The organism is Halomonas sp. KO116, from assembly GCF_000734975.2.
Lineage (GTDB): Bacteria > Pseudomonadota > Gammaproteobacteria > Pseudomonadales > Halomonadaceae > Vreelandella > Vreelandella glaciei.
Map to the genome: position 1 here is coordinate 742256 of NZ_CP011052.1, position 13705 is coordinate 755960.

Below are 13705 nucleotides of genomic sequence, written 5' to 3' on the forward strand. Positions count from 1 at the left end.
TTACTTAGTGCTACTATATCAATACAGATATAGTATTTAATATTTTTAGAATACAGAAGGGTGTTCTGGCGCTCTGTATGGCCACAGAATAGGGCATCTGTATTGATATTCGAGTGTGGGCGGGATAGTGTCATGACACGTTATGAAGAAGTCGCCACGGTTTTGCGGGAGCGTATTGAGCACGGCATTTACCGGGTAGGTGATCGCCTACCCTCTATTCGTGCGGTCTGTCAGGAGTTGGGCGTTAGCATTTCGACGGCCCAGGAGGCCTACCGTCAGCTGATGGACGTGCGGTTGATCGAGTCTCGACCAAAATCGGGCTACTTCGTGCTGCCTAGCCGCGTGCCATCAGTGCTACCGTCGGTCTCACGACCCGCACAGCGCCCGCTGGATATTTCCCAATGGGATCAAGTGCTGGAGCTCGTCGCTACCCAACGTGATGACGTGCGGCTGCTGCTGCTGCTGGGGCGTGGCATACCGAATTTTGAGTATGAGACGCTGCGGCCACTGTCGAAGATTCTCGCCGGGCTGCATCGCAGCAGTGACCTGCACGGGTTCAACTACGACAAACTAAGCGGTAGCCCCGAGCTTCGCCAACAGGTGGCGCGATTGGCCATTGCCTCGGGCTGCCTGCTACACCCGGACGACATTGTGGTTACGACTGGCTGCCAGGAGGCGCTGTCGATTGCGTTGCGCACCCTCACCCAATCTGGCGATGTGGTAGCTGTCGACTCGCCGAGCTTTTACGGCACCATGCAAATCCTTAAGGCCAACGGCTTAAAAGCGCTGGAGATACCCACCGACCCACAAACCGGTATTAGTCTGGAAGCTCTAGAGCTGGCGCTGGAACAGTGGCCAATCCGCGCCATACAGGTCACGCCCACTTACAACAATCCGCTGGGTTACACCATGCCCGAGGCGCGTAAGCGGGCGCTGTTTCAGCTTGCTCAACGCTTCGATGTGGCGATTATCGAAGACGATATCTACGGTGACCTGTCATTTACCCTGCCCAGGCCGCGCACCGTCAAATCCTTCGATGACGACGGGCGCGTGATGCTGTGCAGTGGCTTTTCCAAAACGGTGGGGCCGGGGTTAAGAGTGGGTTGGCTGGCGCCAGGGCGCTATCGTGACCAAGCGTTGCATATGAAGTATGTCTCCACCGGCGCCTCGGCGACATTGCCGCAGCTGGCCGTAGCGGAGTTCGTCGCCAAAGGGCACTACGAGCGCCATGTCCGTTACGCCACCCGCCAATATCAGCGCCAGCGCGATATCATGATCAGCTGGGTGCAGCGCTACTTCCCCAAGGGGGCGGGTATCAGTTACCCGCAAGGCAGCTTTTTGCTTTGGGTGGAGCTGCCCGCTGCGGTGGATTGTGTGAAGCTCAATCAGCGCTTAGCGCAGCATGCTATCCATGTAGCGCCGGGGTCACTGTTTTCAGCTTCGGGCAAGTTTCGCCAATGTTTGCGCCTGAACTACGCGTTTACGCTAACGCCCGCGATTGAAGCGGCCGTACGTACGGTGGGTGAGCTGGCTACTGAGATGGTGGAGGACGCGCAGGCGCATGCAGCCGTGCTGGGATGAGGGCGCGATCACAGCCTCATAAGGTGAGGTTACCCTGGCGCACATCCAATTGCTCTAAGCGCTGTTTCAGGAGACCTGGAAAGCGTGCATACCAGGTCTGATTGAGCGGAGAGGGGTGAGGCAGCGGATAGAGTTGAAAGGTTTGTGCTTCGCCCCGGTCATCCTCTAGCGTTACTTCGATACTACTTTCAAAGCGATCCTCGCGCTTCCAGAATGCCTCCAGGCGTGCACGCTCCTCTTTTGAGCGGCCGATGCCGAACCATAGAAAAGCCTCGCGACCCAGCGTGATCAGGGTTCGCCCTTCCCAGCGGGAGATCAGGATTTCGTTCATCAAGCCGTGAAAGTGGCGCTTGACCTTCATGGACCACGCCTTGTTGCCTATGGGTTTGTAGGGCACGGTGTTGATCCAGAAAAAGTGCTCGCCCACGGCGCGCGAGGCCTCGAAGTCAGACATTTTTTCATCATAAAGGTGCTCATGCAGCGCCTTTCTGACCAACTGCCCGCCAGCGCCGATAAAGGGCTCCCCATGGCGAACCTCATCGCGCCCTGGGTCGCGTCCGAAAAAGCCAATGCGTAGGTTCGGCTTGCCAAGGCCGATGATCGGCTCCAGAGGGTCGCGCTCAAAACGCTGGTAGACTTCGACATCGACTCCTTCGATTTCTGCCGCCAGCGCTCTGAATTTCTTCTGTTGCCGCGGGGTCAGTGACATCTTCCATGCTCCTTGCTACAGCCAGTCGGCTGGTTCAATCAAACCACTCTTGCGCCGTGCGCCATAGGCACATGCCGGCGAAGTAAACAGAGGCAATGCCCCACCCCCATACTGCCCAAGCGGCGTGCTCAGGGCTGGAAAGTATCAGTGACGTCGCACACACGCACCATAGCAGGGTGACGGCGATATTGAGTGGCATGAACAAACGCACGCGAAAGGGATGAAGAAACTTCATTTTAGTCACGGTGAGAATGGCGAGAACAACGATAGTGGCAAAGGTAATAAAAGGAGGTAAATCAATAATGTAAAAATAGGCGGCGGTGATGTTCCAGGCGGCTGGAAAGCCAACGAAGTAGTTGTCCTGGCTTTTCATATCGACATTGCAGAAACAGAACATCGACGACAGCAGAATAATGAATACTGAGAGCAGTGCAAAATAGGGCGGCAGTTCAATAAAGTAGTAGATAAAGAGGGCAGGAATAAAGGCCCAGGTCAGGTAATCAATGACCATATCGAGCGTTGAGCCATCGAAGTGGGGCAGTATCGTCTTCACTTCATACTTACGCGCCAGAGTGCCATCAATACCATCAATCATCATCGCAGCACCCAGCCAGAGGAGGCAGGCGACGGGATTATTATCGACCAGTGCAAGCAGCGCCATGGTGCCGAGTAGTACACCGCTGGCGGTGAATATATGCACACTCCAAGCTTTATATCGTGAGGTGCGGGATTCTGTAGGTGAAGAGAATGATTGAACCACGTTGACCCCATTGGGAACGTGTCGTCCCCTTGCTGTTCGGTTTATTGATAAGCGTGTCAAAAACCATACCCTATCACTGTTTTTTTATATCGGCCGCTTAAATTGCTGCCGTGCCTGTGCAACCTGCACGCGGGTGATGCAGTTTAGCGAGTGGTCATTGACCAACCCCATCGCCTGCATAAAGGCAAAAGCGGTTGTTGGACCAACGAATTTCCAACCGCGCTTTTTTAACGCTTTGGATAGCGCGATGGATTCAGGCGAGGTGGCCTGGGTTTGCGGCGGAGGGAGGGAGCTGGTGTCTGGCTCGAAACACCAAAAGAAGGCGGCTAACGAGCCTTCCTGTTCGACCATTTCTTGCGCCCTTAAAGCATTATTAATCACCGCTTCGATTTTTCCGCGATGGCGAATAATACCTGCGTTCTGCAGCAATTGCTGCACATCGTCTTCGTCAAACCGGGCAACCTGATGAAAATCAAAATGGTGAAAAGCGGCGCGGAAGTTTTCGCGTTTATTGAGAATGGTGCGCCAACTCAACCCGGACTGAAAGCTCTCCAGGCACAGCTTCTCGAACAGCCGCTGGTCGTTAGCCACTGGAAAGCCCCACTCGTTGTCATGGTAAGGCAAAAACTCCGCCGCGCCCCCACACCATAGGCAGCGGGGATGACCATCAGGGGCGATGAAGTCGGGCATAGAGCGTTTCCTGAGCAGGTGATAAAAGCTGTTTTCAGTTAGCAATTAGGTGTTAACTCACTATAACGTTATTGGCGTGATAGCAAACGAGCCTGGAGATGAGTATGACATTTGTTCGCCCTGCCACGATTAATGACCTTGATACGCTAACGGAACTGTTAGATGGTTATCGGCAATTCTACGCTCAGCCTAGTAATGTGGAGGCCGCTCGTGCCTTTTTGCGCCAACGATTTGGGCAAGCGGATTCACGCATTCTCGTTAGTGAGAGTGAGAATGGTCGGCTCACTGGTTTTGTTCAGCTTTACCCTGGGGTTTCCACGGTGGGCTTAAACGCGCGCTGGACGCTAAATGATCTTTTTGTGCTTCCAGAGTCTCGCGATAAGGGCACGGGAAGGGCGTTAATGGAAGCCGCTACAAAACTCGCCAAAGAGCATGGCGTGGCACGCTTGATATTAATGACGCAGGTAGAGAACGAGCGTGCCCAGCACCTTTATGAGTCATTGGGCTGGCAGCGCAATACGGCGTTTTATGGTTACTTGCTTGATGTGAAGTGAATTAAGCAGTTCAGGCTCGGCGCCTAGCCGAGCCTGAACCGCAGTGCATCAAGCCTCGCTTAGCTTGCGCGCTCTATGCAGGTTTTCCATCGTGTTCAGACACGCATGGGCGGCTTCTTTCCCTTTGGTAACAAAGTGTTGGGTGTAGAAGTCGTGATGCGTGGCGTGCTCATGGAAGTGATGCGGTGTTAATACTGCCGAGATCACCGGCACTTGCGTGTCTAACTGCACACGCATCAAGCCATCAATCACCGCATGAGCCACAAAGTCGTGGCGATAAATACCGCCATCGACCACAAAGCCAGCCCCGACAATGGCGCCATAGCGGCCACTTTGGGCGAGTACTTTTGCTTGCAAGGGAATTTCGTAAGCACCGGAAACGGTGAAGGGGTCTACTTGTTTGGCGTTAAGACCACAGCGTTCTACTTCAGCAATAAAGGCTTCATAGGCCTTCTCGACGATATCCTGATGCCAGTGGCCTTGAATAAACGCGATGCGTTGAGACGTGGTGTGGGTAGAAAGTGTCAGCGGAAATGTCTGATTCATGGTCATTCTCTTGGATAAGTTGTACCAGAATCAGGGCACGCGGAACCGGTCGTCAGGCAGCCGTAACAGATGGCATAGCCACTGTTAACGTTGCGTGTCTAAGGTGCCGTTCTCTTTCATCCGGACTATCACCGTCGGCTTCGGTTTCTCACCGAATCTGCTGACCTCAAGCAATTGCTTGCTTGAGCGCTCGCGGGCTTAGCGGCCTGGTTCAAAGGCCGTATCACCGCCGGTGGGGACTTTCACCCCGCCCTGAGAACTTTGCTGAATATCAGCCCAGCCATTTTACGCTTATTCTAAAAGCCGAGCCAAGGCGGCGTGGTGATTTTGGCGGGGTCGCGCTGCATGATGATCTCGCCGTGGCGCACCGAAAGCAGCACCTCGCCTTGATTGCGCAGCACGCTGTAATCATCCTCGCCTTCCAGCAGGTTGAAGCTGGCCGGTTTGCCCACTTCAATGCCGTAGCGTTCTTCGATGTTCAGCGTGCGAGCGCTATTGTCAGTAATCAGCGAAAGCGCCTGACTAAAGTCTTGATAACCCATCATTTGGCAGATATGCAGGCCGAAATCCAGTGTTCGCAAAAGCTTGCCGTTACCCAACGAATACCAAGGATCAAAAATGGAGTCTTCGGCAAAGCAGACGTTGATGCCCGCCTCGTTGAGTTCCTTTACCCGTGTGACGCCGCGCCGTTTGGGGTAGGTGTCGAAGCGCCCCTGCAAATGAATACTTTCGGTGGGACAAGAGACGAAATTAATGCCCGAGCGCTTGAGTAGCAGAAACAGCTTGGAACAGTAGGCGTTATCGTAAGAGTGCATCGCGGTGGTGTGGCTTGCGGTCACGCGGCTGCCTAAATCATTAAAGAGCGCTTCGCAGGCCAGCACTTCAAGAAAGCGCGAATTGGGGTCGTCGATCTCGTCGCAGTGCACATCCACCAAGCGGTCGTACTTGATCGCAAGTTCGATTACCCGCTTCATGGACGCCACGCCCAGTTCGCGGGTGTATTCGAAATGGGGGATGCCACCCACTACGTCGGCACCGAATTCCAGCGCCTCCTCCATTAGCTTTTCTCCGCCGGGGTAGGAGAGCAGGCCGTCTTGGGGAAAGGCGACTACTTGAATATCGATTTTATCCTTCAGTTCATCCCGCAAGGTACACAGCGTTTTAAGGCCAATCAGGCTTGGGTCGCTGGTGTCAGCGTGGGTGCGCACGAACTGAACGCCATTGCCGATTAATAAATTAAGCGTTTTCAGAGCGCGCTCGCGAATATCGGCTTCGGTGAGCATGGGTTTGCGCTCACCCCAGCGCTCAATGCCTTCAAACAGCGTGCCGCTTTGGTTCCAGCTGGGCTCGCCCGCGGTAAGAGCTGCGTCTAAATGAATATGGGGCTCGATAAACGGCGCGCAGACGAGCTTGGCGCCTGCATCAACCTGCCCCGCGCTCGCTGTTTGTGGTGCATCTTGTGCGGTGATGGCGGTGAACGTGCCGTTCTCAATTTCCAGCCGATAAAGTTCTGGGCGCTGGCGTAGGCGGGCGTTAATGATCTGCATGGGCATAAGAAAAAGGGCTCACTTATTGTTTAGCGGGTGAAGGAAGCGTATCGCTCAGCGTAGCGTGGTTTAAACGCAGCAGCACGGCGTAGCTGCCCGCTGCCACCGCGACCCCTACCAATGGCGGTAGTAACGGAGAAAAGTAGGCAGCCCCGGCACCCAGCGCATAGGCAGCCAGCCCTCTGCGGTTGAAGTCGGGCAGTTGAGCGGCATCCAAAGCGGGGTAACGGCCTTTATGCTTGAGCCAGAAGTCCGCCATGATGACCCCTCCCATGGGCGGAATAAAGGTGCCGAGCAGTACCAGGAACGGAATAAGCAGGTTGTACATGCCGCCTACCGCGAGCACAGTGCCAATCGCTGCGCCGCCCACCGTCACCAACCGGCGTTTTTCGGTACGCAGTAAATTGCAGCCCGCCACGGCGAAGTTGTAGATGGTGTTGTCCTGGGTCGTCCAGATATTCAGAAACAGCATCAGCACGGCGATGGTGACAAACCCCTGGGCGATCAATACATCCACGATATCTGCCTGCTGGTAAATCATGGTGCCCAGCGCGCCGGTCAGCACCATTAAGCCGTTACCTACAAAAAAAGCCGCCATGGTGGAGATGACGGCAATTTTCGGCGTCTTGGCGAAGCGGCTCCAGTTGGTGGCTTGGGTGCCGCCGCTAATAAAGGTACCAATAATGACCGTGATGGCCGCTGCCACGCTCATGCTTTCTGTGGGTGTTTGCTGGCTAAGGCCCGCAAAGCCGCGCACATCCACCAGTCCGGTGAACAGGCTAATCAGAATAAACAGCATCATTGCCGGGACAGCAAAGCGTGACAGCCAGTCCATCCCCTTGTAACCGATCATGGCGGTCACACAGAAGCCAAACCCAAAGAGCACCATTAAGGGGATTTCCAGCCATTCAGGCATTTCAGTGGTGCGCACTAACACCAGTGCGATCGTCGCTGTACCCCAGGCGTACCAGCCGATTTGGGTAAAACCAAGGATAAAGTCGGAGAGTTTGCTGCCTTTCTCGCCAAAGCAGAAGCGTCCCATCAGTACCGAATTGAGCCCGCTTTTACACGCAATATAGGCGAGGGCTGCTGCGTAACCCCCCAGCAGCAGATTGCCAATCAGTATGATCCATAGCAGTTGGCCAATCGGAAAGGCCTGGCCTAAGGTGCCACCTGCCCACATGGTGGCGGTGAAAAAGGTAAAGCCGAGCAGCACTGCCGAGGTGGATAGCAAGCCCTTGCGGGCGCTGGTAGGGACTTCGCTAAGGGGGTAGTCAGAGTGGTGCATGGCACGCTCCAGGTTAGTTAGGTTCTCCTGGTGATACAAGCAACCCGCGTGCCAAGTCATACTCATTGTTTCACGGCGTATTTTCCACCAACAAACCGCGCATTAATGTCTCTACGATGGCGTCGCACTCATCTGCCAGAGAGTACTGTTGCGGGTCTTGCAGCCAATCAAAGCAAACCCCGATCAAAAAGCCATGAAACTGGCGGCGGGCGCTGGCTGGGGTTAGGTCAGCGCGTAAGTTGCCGTCTGCTTGTGCTTGCTCAAATAGTGCTTCCACCTGTGCTTCAGCATGTTTGGGGAGCTGGGTGATCATGCAAATTCGAGGGTGTTTATCTTCCAATTTTTCGCAGCGGTGGAGCACGATGGTGGCTGCCCGCTGCAGCGGAAGGTCGTGACAAATTCCTGCCAGTGAGCGTTGAGCGATATCGCGGAGGCATTCAACCGGCGTGGTGCCGAGGCGCTGCACTGCATCATCGACAATGCCGTCCAATGGAAGTCTTACACGCTCCAGCAGCGCATCGAATACCGCTGCTTTATCTTCAAAGTGCCAATAAATGGCCCCCCTTGTTACTCCCGCCTCCTGAGCAATATGCGCCAGTGTGGTGCGCGAAACGCCTTGAGCAAGAAAGGTAGTTTCCGCAGCGTCGAGAATCGCTTCTCGGGTACGTTCAGCGTCAGCCTTACGACGGGACATGGCGGCTCCTGTTAATAGAATTAGCGGCATTTTGGCACTGATAAATAGCAAAGTCGCCGCATGGTGATTATTATACACTTCACTGACATTCATGAATGTCAGTGAAGTGTCCATGTTACGCACTTCATGTTTTGAATGCAGGTTTGAAAATTCGTGCTGTCCGCTATCAAGGAGCCTCTCGTGGCCGTTACTCTTCTCCGTTCACTGCCCATTCTACTGGCCCTGCTCGTGCTAACCGGCTGTGAGCAACCCCAAGCGCAGTCACCTGATGCCACACGGCCGGTGAAATTGACGGTATTGGAGTCGGCAAATGCGACGGCCTTACGGCAGTTTCCGGCCCGGGTGGAAGCCTCTACGCGCAGCAATTTGTCATTTCGTATGGCCGGGGAGTTACTGGCGCTTAATGTCAGCCCCGGCCAGCAGGTGAGCGAGGGCGAAGTCATCGCGCGCATTGATGATCGCAATGTCCAAAGCGAGCTGGACAGCGCCCGCTCGCGCTTGGAGCTAGCCGAGGCAACGCTAGAACGCATGCGCTATACCTTGCAACGTGGTGCGGTCAGCCAATCCCAGTTTGATGAGTCGCAAAGCGAGTGGCGGGCCGCCCGGGCAACGTTTGAACAGGCCCAAGAGCAGGTCGAGCATACCAAGCTACGCGCCCCTTACGATGGGGTGATTGCCCAAGTGCCGGTGGATAACCGCCAGATTGTTCAGGTGCAGGAAACTGTTGCGGTGATCCAGCAGCCAGGGCAGTTAGATGTGGTGTTTCATCTGCCGGAGCAGATCGTGCAGCGCATACCGCGAAGCAATGGAACGCCCTTCGGAGACGCGTTGGCGTTTGAAGTGCGCTTTGGCAATAGCGATAAACCTTACCTCGCCCAGCTCGCCTCTTACACCACCCAGGCCAGCGCGCAGAGTTTGGCGTATGAAGTCACGCTAACGCTGCCCCAGCCGGACGATATCACTCTTCTAGACGGCATGAGTGCCAACGTGCGGCTCGATTTGAGCTCGCTGCAAACCGACAATAGCGCTCCGCTGTGGCACCTACCCGCTGATGCGGTGAGCTATGCCGGTGATGATCCCGACCAGGCCTTGGTATGGCGATTCGTTGAGCCAGAAAACGTTGAAGCGGTACCGGTCGAGGTCGGTCGGCTAACCTCAAACGGTCTGGAAGTCAGCGGAGAGCTGGCGGCGGGTGATCGCGTTGTGGCTGCGGGAGCCCACCGCTTAACCGAGGACACCAAGGTGACCCCGTGGGAAAAAGAGCAGGGGCTTTAAAATGGTCGACTACTTTCTACGCCACCGAGCGGCCAGCTATTTAATGACCGTGGTGCTGCTGGCGGGCGGCGCGCTGTCTTTTTTAGGCATGGGCCAGCTGGAGTTCCCCGAATTTACTATCCGCAATGCGCTGATCACCACGCAGTACCCCGGTGCGACGCCTGAAGAGGTCGAGCAGGAAGTCACTTCGACACTGGAAGAGTCTATCCAGGCGATGTCATCGATCAAACGGGTTAGCTCGGTGAGCTCCGATGGCCTATCGCAGATCACCGTTGAACTCGAAAGTACGGTGCAGAACGAGGAGTTGGAGCAATTATGGGATTCGCTGCGGCGTAAAGTACAGGATGCCCAGGCCGCGCTTCCGCCGGGTGCGAGTCAATCCCGCGTTAATGACGACTTTGGCGATGTATTTGGTTTTATGGTCAACCTGACGGGCGACGGCTATAGCATGCCGGATCTGGCTGACCACGCTGATTTTCTCAAGCGTGAGCTCGCCTTGGTGAAAGGCGTCGCGAAGGTGTCGCTAAGCGGTGAGCACGAAGAGCGCATCTATATCGAAGTTGATCGCGAACGCCTGCGCGCACTCAATATTCCGCTAACCCGGCTACAGCAGCTGCTGGATACCCAAAATGCGGTGGCGGATTCTGGGCATCTCAAACAGGATGGTCGACGCTTCCGTATCACGCCAACGGGCAGTGCGGCAGATATTGACGATCTGCGCGCGCTGATTGTCAGCGAGGGCGACGGCGAGCTGGTGCGGCTGAGCGATATTGCCGATGTGAGCCGAGAGCTGGCGGAGCAGCCCCAGCAGCTTTACCGCGATATGGGGAGGCCAGCCATCTCGCTGGGCGTCTCCTTTGAAAGCGGTGTGAATGTGGTCGAAGTGGGCGAACGGCTACAGCAGCGTCTGGATGAACTGCAAACCCGCACGCCACTGGGTATGGAGTTGAACGTCGTTTACAACCAGCCCCAGGTGGTCGATGACGCGGTATCCGGTTTCCTGGTCAGCTTGATCCAGGCGGTCGCCATCGTGATTGTGGTGCTGATGCTGTTTATGGGTTGGCGCAGCGGTCTGTTAATGGGCTTTATCCTGCTGATCACCATTATCGGCACCTTTATGCTGATGCGCTTTCACGGTTTGCAGCTGGAGAAAATCTCGCTGGGAGCGCTGATTATTGCTCTGGGCATGCTGGTGGACAACGCCATTGTGGTCACCGAAGGCATGCTGGTGGGGTTAAAGCGCGGCGGCACTATTCGTGATTCTGCGCACCAAGTGATTCGCCAAAACGCCTGGCCCTTGCTGGCGGCCACGCTAATCGCGATTGCTGCCTTTGCGCCCATCGGTTTATCGCCCGACACCACCGGTGAGTTCATCGGCTCGCTATTTTTCGTGCTGCTCTACTCGCTGCTGCTGAGTTGGGTCACGGCGCTGACGTTAACACCGTTCTACTTCAAGCTGTTTTTCCGCAGCGTTGCCCCTGGCGATGGACAGGATGATCCCTATAAAGGCGTGGTATATCGTTTTGTAGGCCGCGTCATTATCACCGGTATTCGTTGGCGCTGGGTAACCTTAGCGGTGATGGTGGCAATACTGGCCAGCGCGGTAGTCGGCTTTGGTTCGGTCAAAAATGCCTTTTTCCCAGCCTCGAATACGCCGATCTTTTTTGTCGACTACCGCACGCCGGAAGGCACCGATATTCTCGAAACCCAACGCCGCGTTAGCGAACTGGAAGAAAGCGTGATGGCGATGGAGGGCGTTCGCCACCTGACCACCACCGTGGGCGGTGGGGCGCAGCGCTTTACTCTCACCTACTCACCGGAAGACCGCTACGCAAGCTATGCGCAGTTAATTATCGAAACCGACGATAAAGCGATCCAGCAAGCGCGTATGGCCGACGTTGAGCAAGTGCTTGAGCGCGACCACAGCGATATCGACTTTAAAATCGTCCCGTTGGAAGTCGGCCCCGCGCCGAAAGCCAAGCTAGAGGCGCGCTTCTACGGCAGCGACCCAGCGGTGCTGCGCCAGTTGGGCGATCAGGTTGAGGCCATGTTCCGCGATACACCGAATATGACCAGCGTGCGCACCAGTTGGCGTAACCGCGTGCAGGCGATTGAGCCCGTCTTTCTTGAGGATACTGCGCGTAGGTTGGGCGTGACCCGCGAAGACCTGGCCAGCACTCTTGCGCTGAGTACCAGTGGCAGCCAGGTGGGCGTTTACCGCGACGGCAGCGACCTGATTCCGATAGTGGCGCGGTCGATTCCAGAGCAGCGCCACGATGTGGATAACCTTGGCTCACTTAACGTATGGAGCGCAGAGCAGAGCCGCTACATTACCGCCGATCAAGTCATCAGCGATATCACCACACAGGTGGCAGATCCGCTGATTATGCGCCGCAATCGCGAACGTATGCTGGCGGTGTACGGGGAACCCGACCCGTTAAGCGGCGTGACCGCGGCCAGCGTATTGACCGACATTCGCCCAAGGGTGGAAGCCTTGGATCTACCTTCAGGCTATCGGTTGGAGTGGGGCGGTGAGTTTGAGACCGCAGGCGAAGCGCAGAGTGGGCTATTTTCCTCATTGCCGCTGGGCATAGTGATGATGTTTATTCTCACCGTGGTGCTATTCAATAACTTCCGCCAGCCGCTGGCCATTTGGTCGCTGGTACCACTAACGATTATTGGCGTCGTGGGCGCGTTGCTGGTTACCGGGATGCCCTTCTCATTTATGGCGCTGCTGGGCACGCTGAGTTTGATCGGTATGGTGATTAAAAATGCCATCGTACTGGTGGAGGAGATCAACGTGCAGCTGCCGCTGCACCAAGACCGCTACCACGCGGTAGTGCGAGCCGCCGTCAGCCGTGTGCGTCCGGTCGCCATGGCTGCGTTAACCACCATGCTGGGCATGATCCCGCTGATCAGCGATGCCTTCTTCGCCAGCATGGCGGTGGCGTTGATCGGTGGCCTGGGTGTCGCCACGCTGTTAACCCTGGTCGTTCTGCCGGTGGTTTACTGCGTGCTTTACCGTATTAAGATACATGCCGATTAGCCGAGAGATTAGTTCAGCGCTGCAGCGACTTCTTCGACCTGCAGCGCAAGGCTCTGTAGGCCGCCGCCGGAGAGATACCACAGTGCAGGTGTTAGCATAACAATCTGCGCATTGTCGGTGCCGGCGTCTGACAGCGTTTGCGTCAAGGCCTCCGCATTGGCAGGTTCATCACCAATGGCGGCGCTGCGGTCGATCACTAGCACAACGTCTGGATTGATGTCGGCAATGGCATCAGCAGAAAGCGGCGTAAAAGTGCGGGTGCCACGGACTTCGCTGGTTACGCTATCCGGCATTTCTAGTGCGTCTACACCCAGCACGTCGTACACGACCGGGTGCTGATTAAGCATCAGGTTACCGCCATTATGGGTTACTACCAGCGTGCGGGGAGCATCGCTTAGCCCTTCGCGCTGAGTTTCTATCTCAGCATGCAGCGCTTTAAGCGCCTCCTCAGCTTCGCTTTCCGCCTCTAAACGGCTTGCCAGTTCGCGCACATTGGCGTTAAAAGCAGTCAGATAGTCGTCACCCTGTAGGCTGGTGTTGAGCAGCGGGGCGATGTCGCCGAGTTCTGCTTCCCAGTCACCCTGGCGACCAGTGTATAAAATTAGGCTAGGCGCACTTGCTTCGATGGCGGCCATATCCGGCGAGCGCAGCCCGCCAATATCAGTGTAGTTATCTGCTGCGTACTGCTCTAAGTAGTTTGGCAAGCTGGCTTTAGGTACACCCACCACTTTCGTGCTCAAGCCGAGCGCGTCGAGTGTATCCAAGCTGCCTAAATCGAAGGTGGCGATACGCTGGTCGGCGTCCGCGCTAGCGCTGGCAGTTGCTAAGAGTAGAGCGGCGGTAGTGATAGCGAACTTCATTGGTATTCCTTTTATGAGAAAATATTTTATATGCGATAATTTCTCATTTTCTCAGGGAAGTGGTCTCTTGTCGCTACTCGGTGTCGGAACAACATGTTGCAGAAAACGCGACCGCCCTCAAAAATTGAGGGCGGCGGGTAGCACTAGCAGCTGTT

The 13705-nt window shown here is 55.7% G+C and carries 12 protein-coding genes and 1 riboswitch; of the genes, 4 read left to right on the top strand and 8 right to left on the bottom strand.

Translation table 11 applies throughout. From position 1 onward, the window contains the following. The first annotated feature begins 132 nt into the window (after nucleotides 1–132). Complete coding sequence (locus KO116_RS03465) at nucleotides 133–1581, top strand: aminotransferase-like domain-containing protein (RefSeq protein WP_035561070.1); 1449 nt, start codon at nucleotides 133–135, stop codon at nucleotides 1579–1581. A 16-nt stretch (nucleotides 1582–1597) separates the two neighbouring features. On the opposite strand, the gene KO116_RS03470 is transcribed toward KO116_RS03465, so the two are convergent. The 3 genes from KO116_RS03470 to KO116_RS03480 all read right to left on the bottom strand — a co-directional run bounded on the left by KO116_RS03470 (nucleotide 1598) and on the right by KO116_RS03480 (nucleotide 3740). After that, on the bottom strand, nucleotides 1598–2290 hold the full coding sequence (locus KO116_RS03470) for a uracil-DNA glycosylase family protein (RefSeq protein ID WP_035561073.1): 693 nt from the start codon (nucleotides 2288–2290) through the stop codon (nucleotides 1598–1600). Nucleotides 2291–2324: 34 nt separating this feature from the next. Next, nucleotides 2325–2990 (bottom strand): phosphatidylcholine synthase, encoded by a 666-nt coding sequence (gene pcsA / locus KO116_RS03475; RefSeq protein WP_035561075.1) that lies wholly within the window; start codon nucleotides 2988–2990, stop codon nucleotides 2325–2327. 144 nt (nucleotides 2991–3134) lie between these two features. Continuing rightward, the gene (locus KO116_RS03480) at nucleotides 3135–3740 is read right to left on the bottom strand and encodes a DNA-3-methyladenine glycosylase I (protein ID WP_035561079.1); all 606 of its coding nucleotides are present in this window, start codon (nucleotides 3738–3740) and stop codon (nucleotides 3135–3137) included. Nucleotides 3741–3844: 104 nt separating this feature from the next. Here KO116_RS03480 and KO116_RS03485 point away from each other — a divergent pair, with 104 nt between their 5' ends. Next, on the top strand, nucleotides 3845–4294 hold the full coding sequence (locus KO116_RS03485; RefSeq protein WP_035561082.1) for a GNAT family N-acetyltransferase: 450 nt from the start codon (nucleotides 3845–3847) through the stop codon (nucleotides 4292–4294). 48 nt (nucleotides 4295–4342) lie between these two features. On the opposite strand, the gene KO116_RS03490 is transcribed toward KO116_RS03485, so the two are convergent. The 4 genes from KO116_RS03490 to KO116_RS03505 all read right to left on the bottom strand — a co-directional run bounded on the left by KO116_RS03490 (nucleotide 4343) and on the right by KO116_RS03505 (nucleotide 8369). Beyond that, nucleotides 4343–4840: a 6,7-dimethyl-8-ribityllumazine synthase gene (locus KO116_RS03490; RefSeq protein ID WP_035561084.1), complete on the bottom strand. Its 498-nt coding sequence runs from the start codon at nucleotides 4838–4840 to the stop codon at nucleotides 4343–4345. Nucleotides 4841–4944: 104 nt separating this feature from the next. Then, a riboswitch (FMN riboswitch) is annotated at nucleotides 4945–5104 on the bottom strand. A gap of 32 nt (nucleotides 5105–5136) precedes the next feature. Further along, complete coding sequence (gene codA / locus KO116_RS03495; protein ID WP_035561087.1) at nucleotides 5137–6393, bottom strand: cytosine deaminase; 1257 nt, start codon at nucleotides 6391–6393, stop codon at nucleotides 5137–5139. A gap of 16 nt (nucleotides 6394–6409) precedes the next feature. Beyond that, the gene (gene codB / locus KO116_RS03500) at nucleotides 6410–7675 is read right to left on the bottom strand and encodes a cytosine permease (RefSeq protein ID WP_035561090.1); all 1266 of its coding nucleotides are present in this window, start codon (nucleotides 7673–7675) and stop codon (nucleotides 6410–6412) included. Nucleotides 7676–7745: 70 nt separating this feature from the next. Further along, nucleotides 7746–8369: a TetR family transcriptional regulator gene (locus KO116_RS03505; RefSeq protein ID WP_035561609.1), complete on the bottom strand. Its 624-nt coding sequence runs from the start codon at nucleotides 8367–8369 to the stop codon at nucleotides 7746–7748. 180 nt (nucleotides 8370–8549) lie between these two features. Here KO116_RS03505 and KO116_RS03510 point away from each other — a divergent pair, with 180 nt between their 5' ends. Next, nucleotides 8550–9644 (top strand): efflux RND transporter periplasmic adaptor subunit, encoded by a 1095-nt coding sequence (locus KO116_RS03510; protein WP_052703718.1) that lies wholly within the window; start codon nucleotides 8550–8552, stop codon nucleotides 9642–9644. 1 nt (nucleotide 9645) lies between these two features. Then, entirely contained in the window at nucleotides 9646–12690 is a 3045-nt protein-coding gene (locus KO116_RS03515; protein WP_035561094.1) for an efflux RND transporter permease subunit, read from the top strand. Nucleotides 12691–12698: 8 nt separating this feature from the next. Here the strand turns inward: KO116_RS03515 and KO116_RS03520 are convergent, their stop codons facing one another. Next, the gene (locus tag KO116_RS03520) at nucleotides 12699–13550 is read right to left on the bottom strand and encodes an ABC transporter substrate-binding protein (RefSeq protein WP_035561097.1); all 852 of its coding nucleotides are present in this window, start codon (nucleotides 13548–13550) and stop codon (nucleotides 12699–12701) included. Nucleotides 13551–13705 lie beyond the last annotated feature (155 nt).

What these genes read in the sequence shown, in the direction of transcription:
- codB (WP_035561090.1), bottom strand. Translation starts at nt 7,675, where the DNA reads ATGCACCACTCTGACTACCCCCTTAGCGAAGTCCCTACCAGCGCCCGC.
- KO116_RS03490 (WP_035561084.1), bottom strand. Translation starts at nt 4,840, where the DNA reads ATGAATCAGACATTTCCGCTGACACTTTCTACCCACACCACGTCTCAA.
- KO116_RS03520 (WP_035561097.1), bottom strand. Translation starts at nt 13,550, where the DNA reads ATGAAGTTCGCTATCACTACCGCCGCTCTACTCTTAGCAACTGCCAGC.
- codA (WP_035561087.1), bottom strand. Translation starts at nt 6,393, where the DNA reads ATGCCCATGCAGATCATTAACGCCCGCCTACGCCAGCGCCCAGAACTT.
- KO116_RS03480 (WP_035561079.1), bottom strand. Translation starts at nt 3,740, where the DNA reads ATGCCCGACTTCATCGCCCCTGATGGTCATCCCCGCTGCCTATGGTGT.
- KO116_RS03465 (WP_035561070.1), top strand. Translation starts at nt 133, where the DNA reads ATGACACGTTATGAAGAAGTCGCCACGGTTTTGCGGGAGCGTATTGAG.
- KO116_RS03470 (WP_035561073.1), bottom strand. Translation starts at nt 2,290, where the DNA reads ATGTCACTGACCCCGCGGCAACAGAAGAAATTCAGAGCGCTGGCGGCA.
- KO116_RS03505 (WP_035561609.1), bottom strand. Translation starts at nt 8,369, where the DNA reads ATGTCCCGTCGTAAGGCTGACGCTGAACGTACCCGAGAAGCGATTCTC.
- KO116_RS03515 (WP_035561094.1), top strand. Translation starts at nt 9,646, where the DNA reads ATGGTCGACTACTTTCTACGCCACCGAGCGGCCAGCTATTTAATGACC.
- KO116_RS03485 (WP_035561082.1), top strand. Translation starts at nt 3,845, where the DNA reads ATGACATTTGTTCGCCCTGCCACGATTAATGACCTTGATACGCTAACG.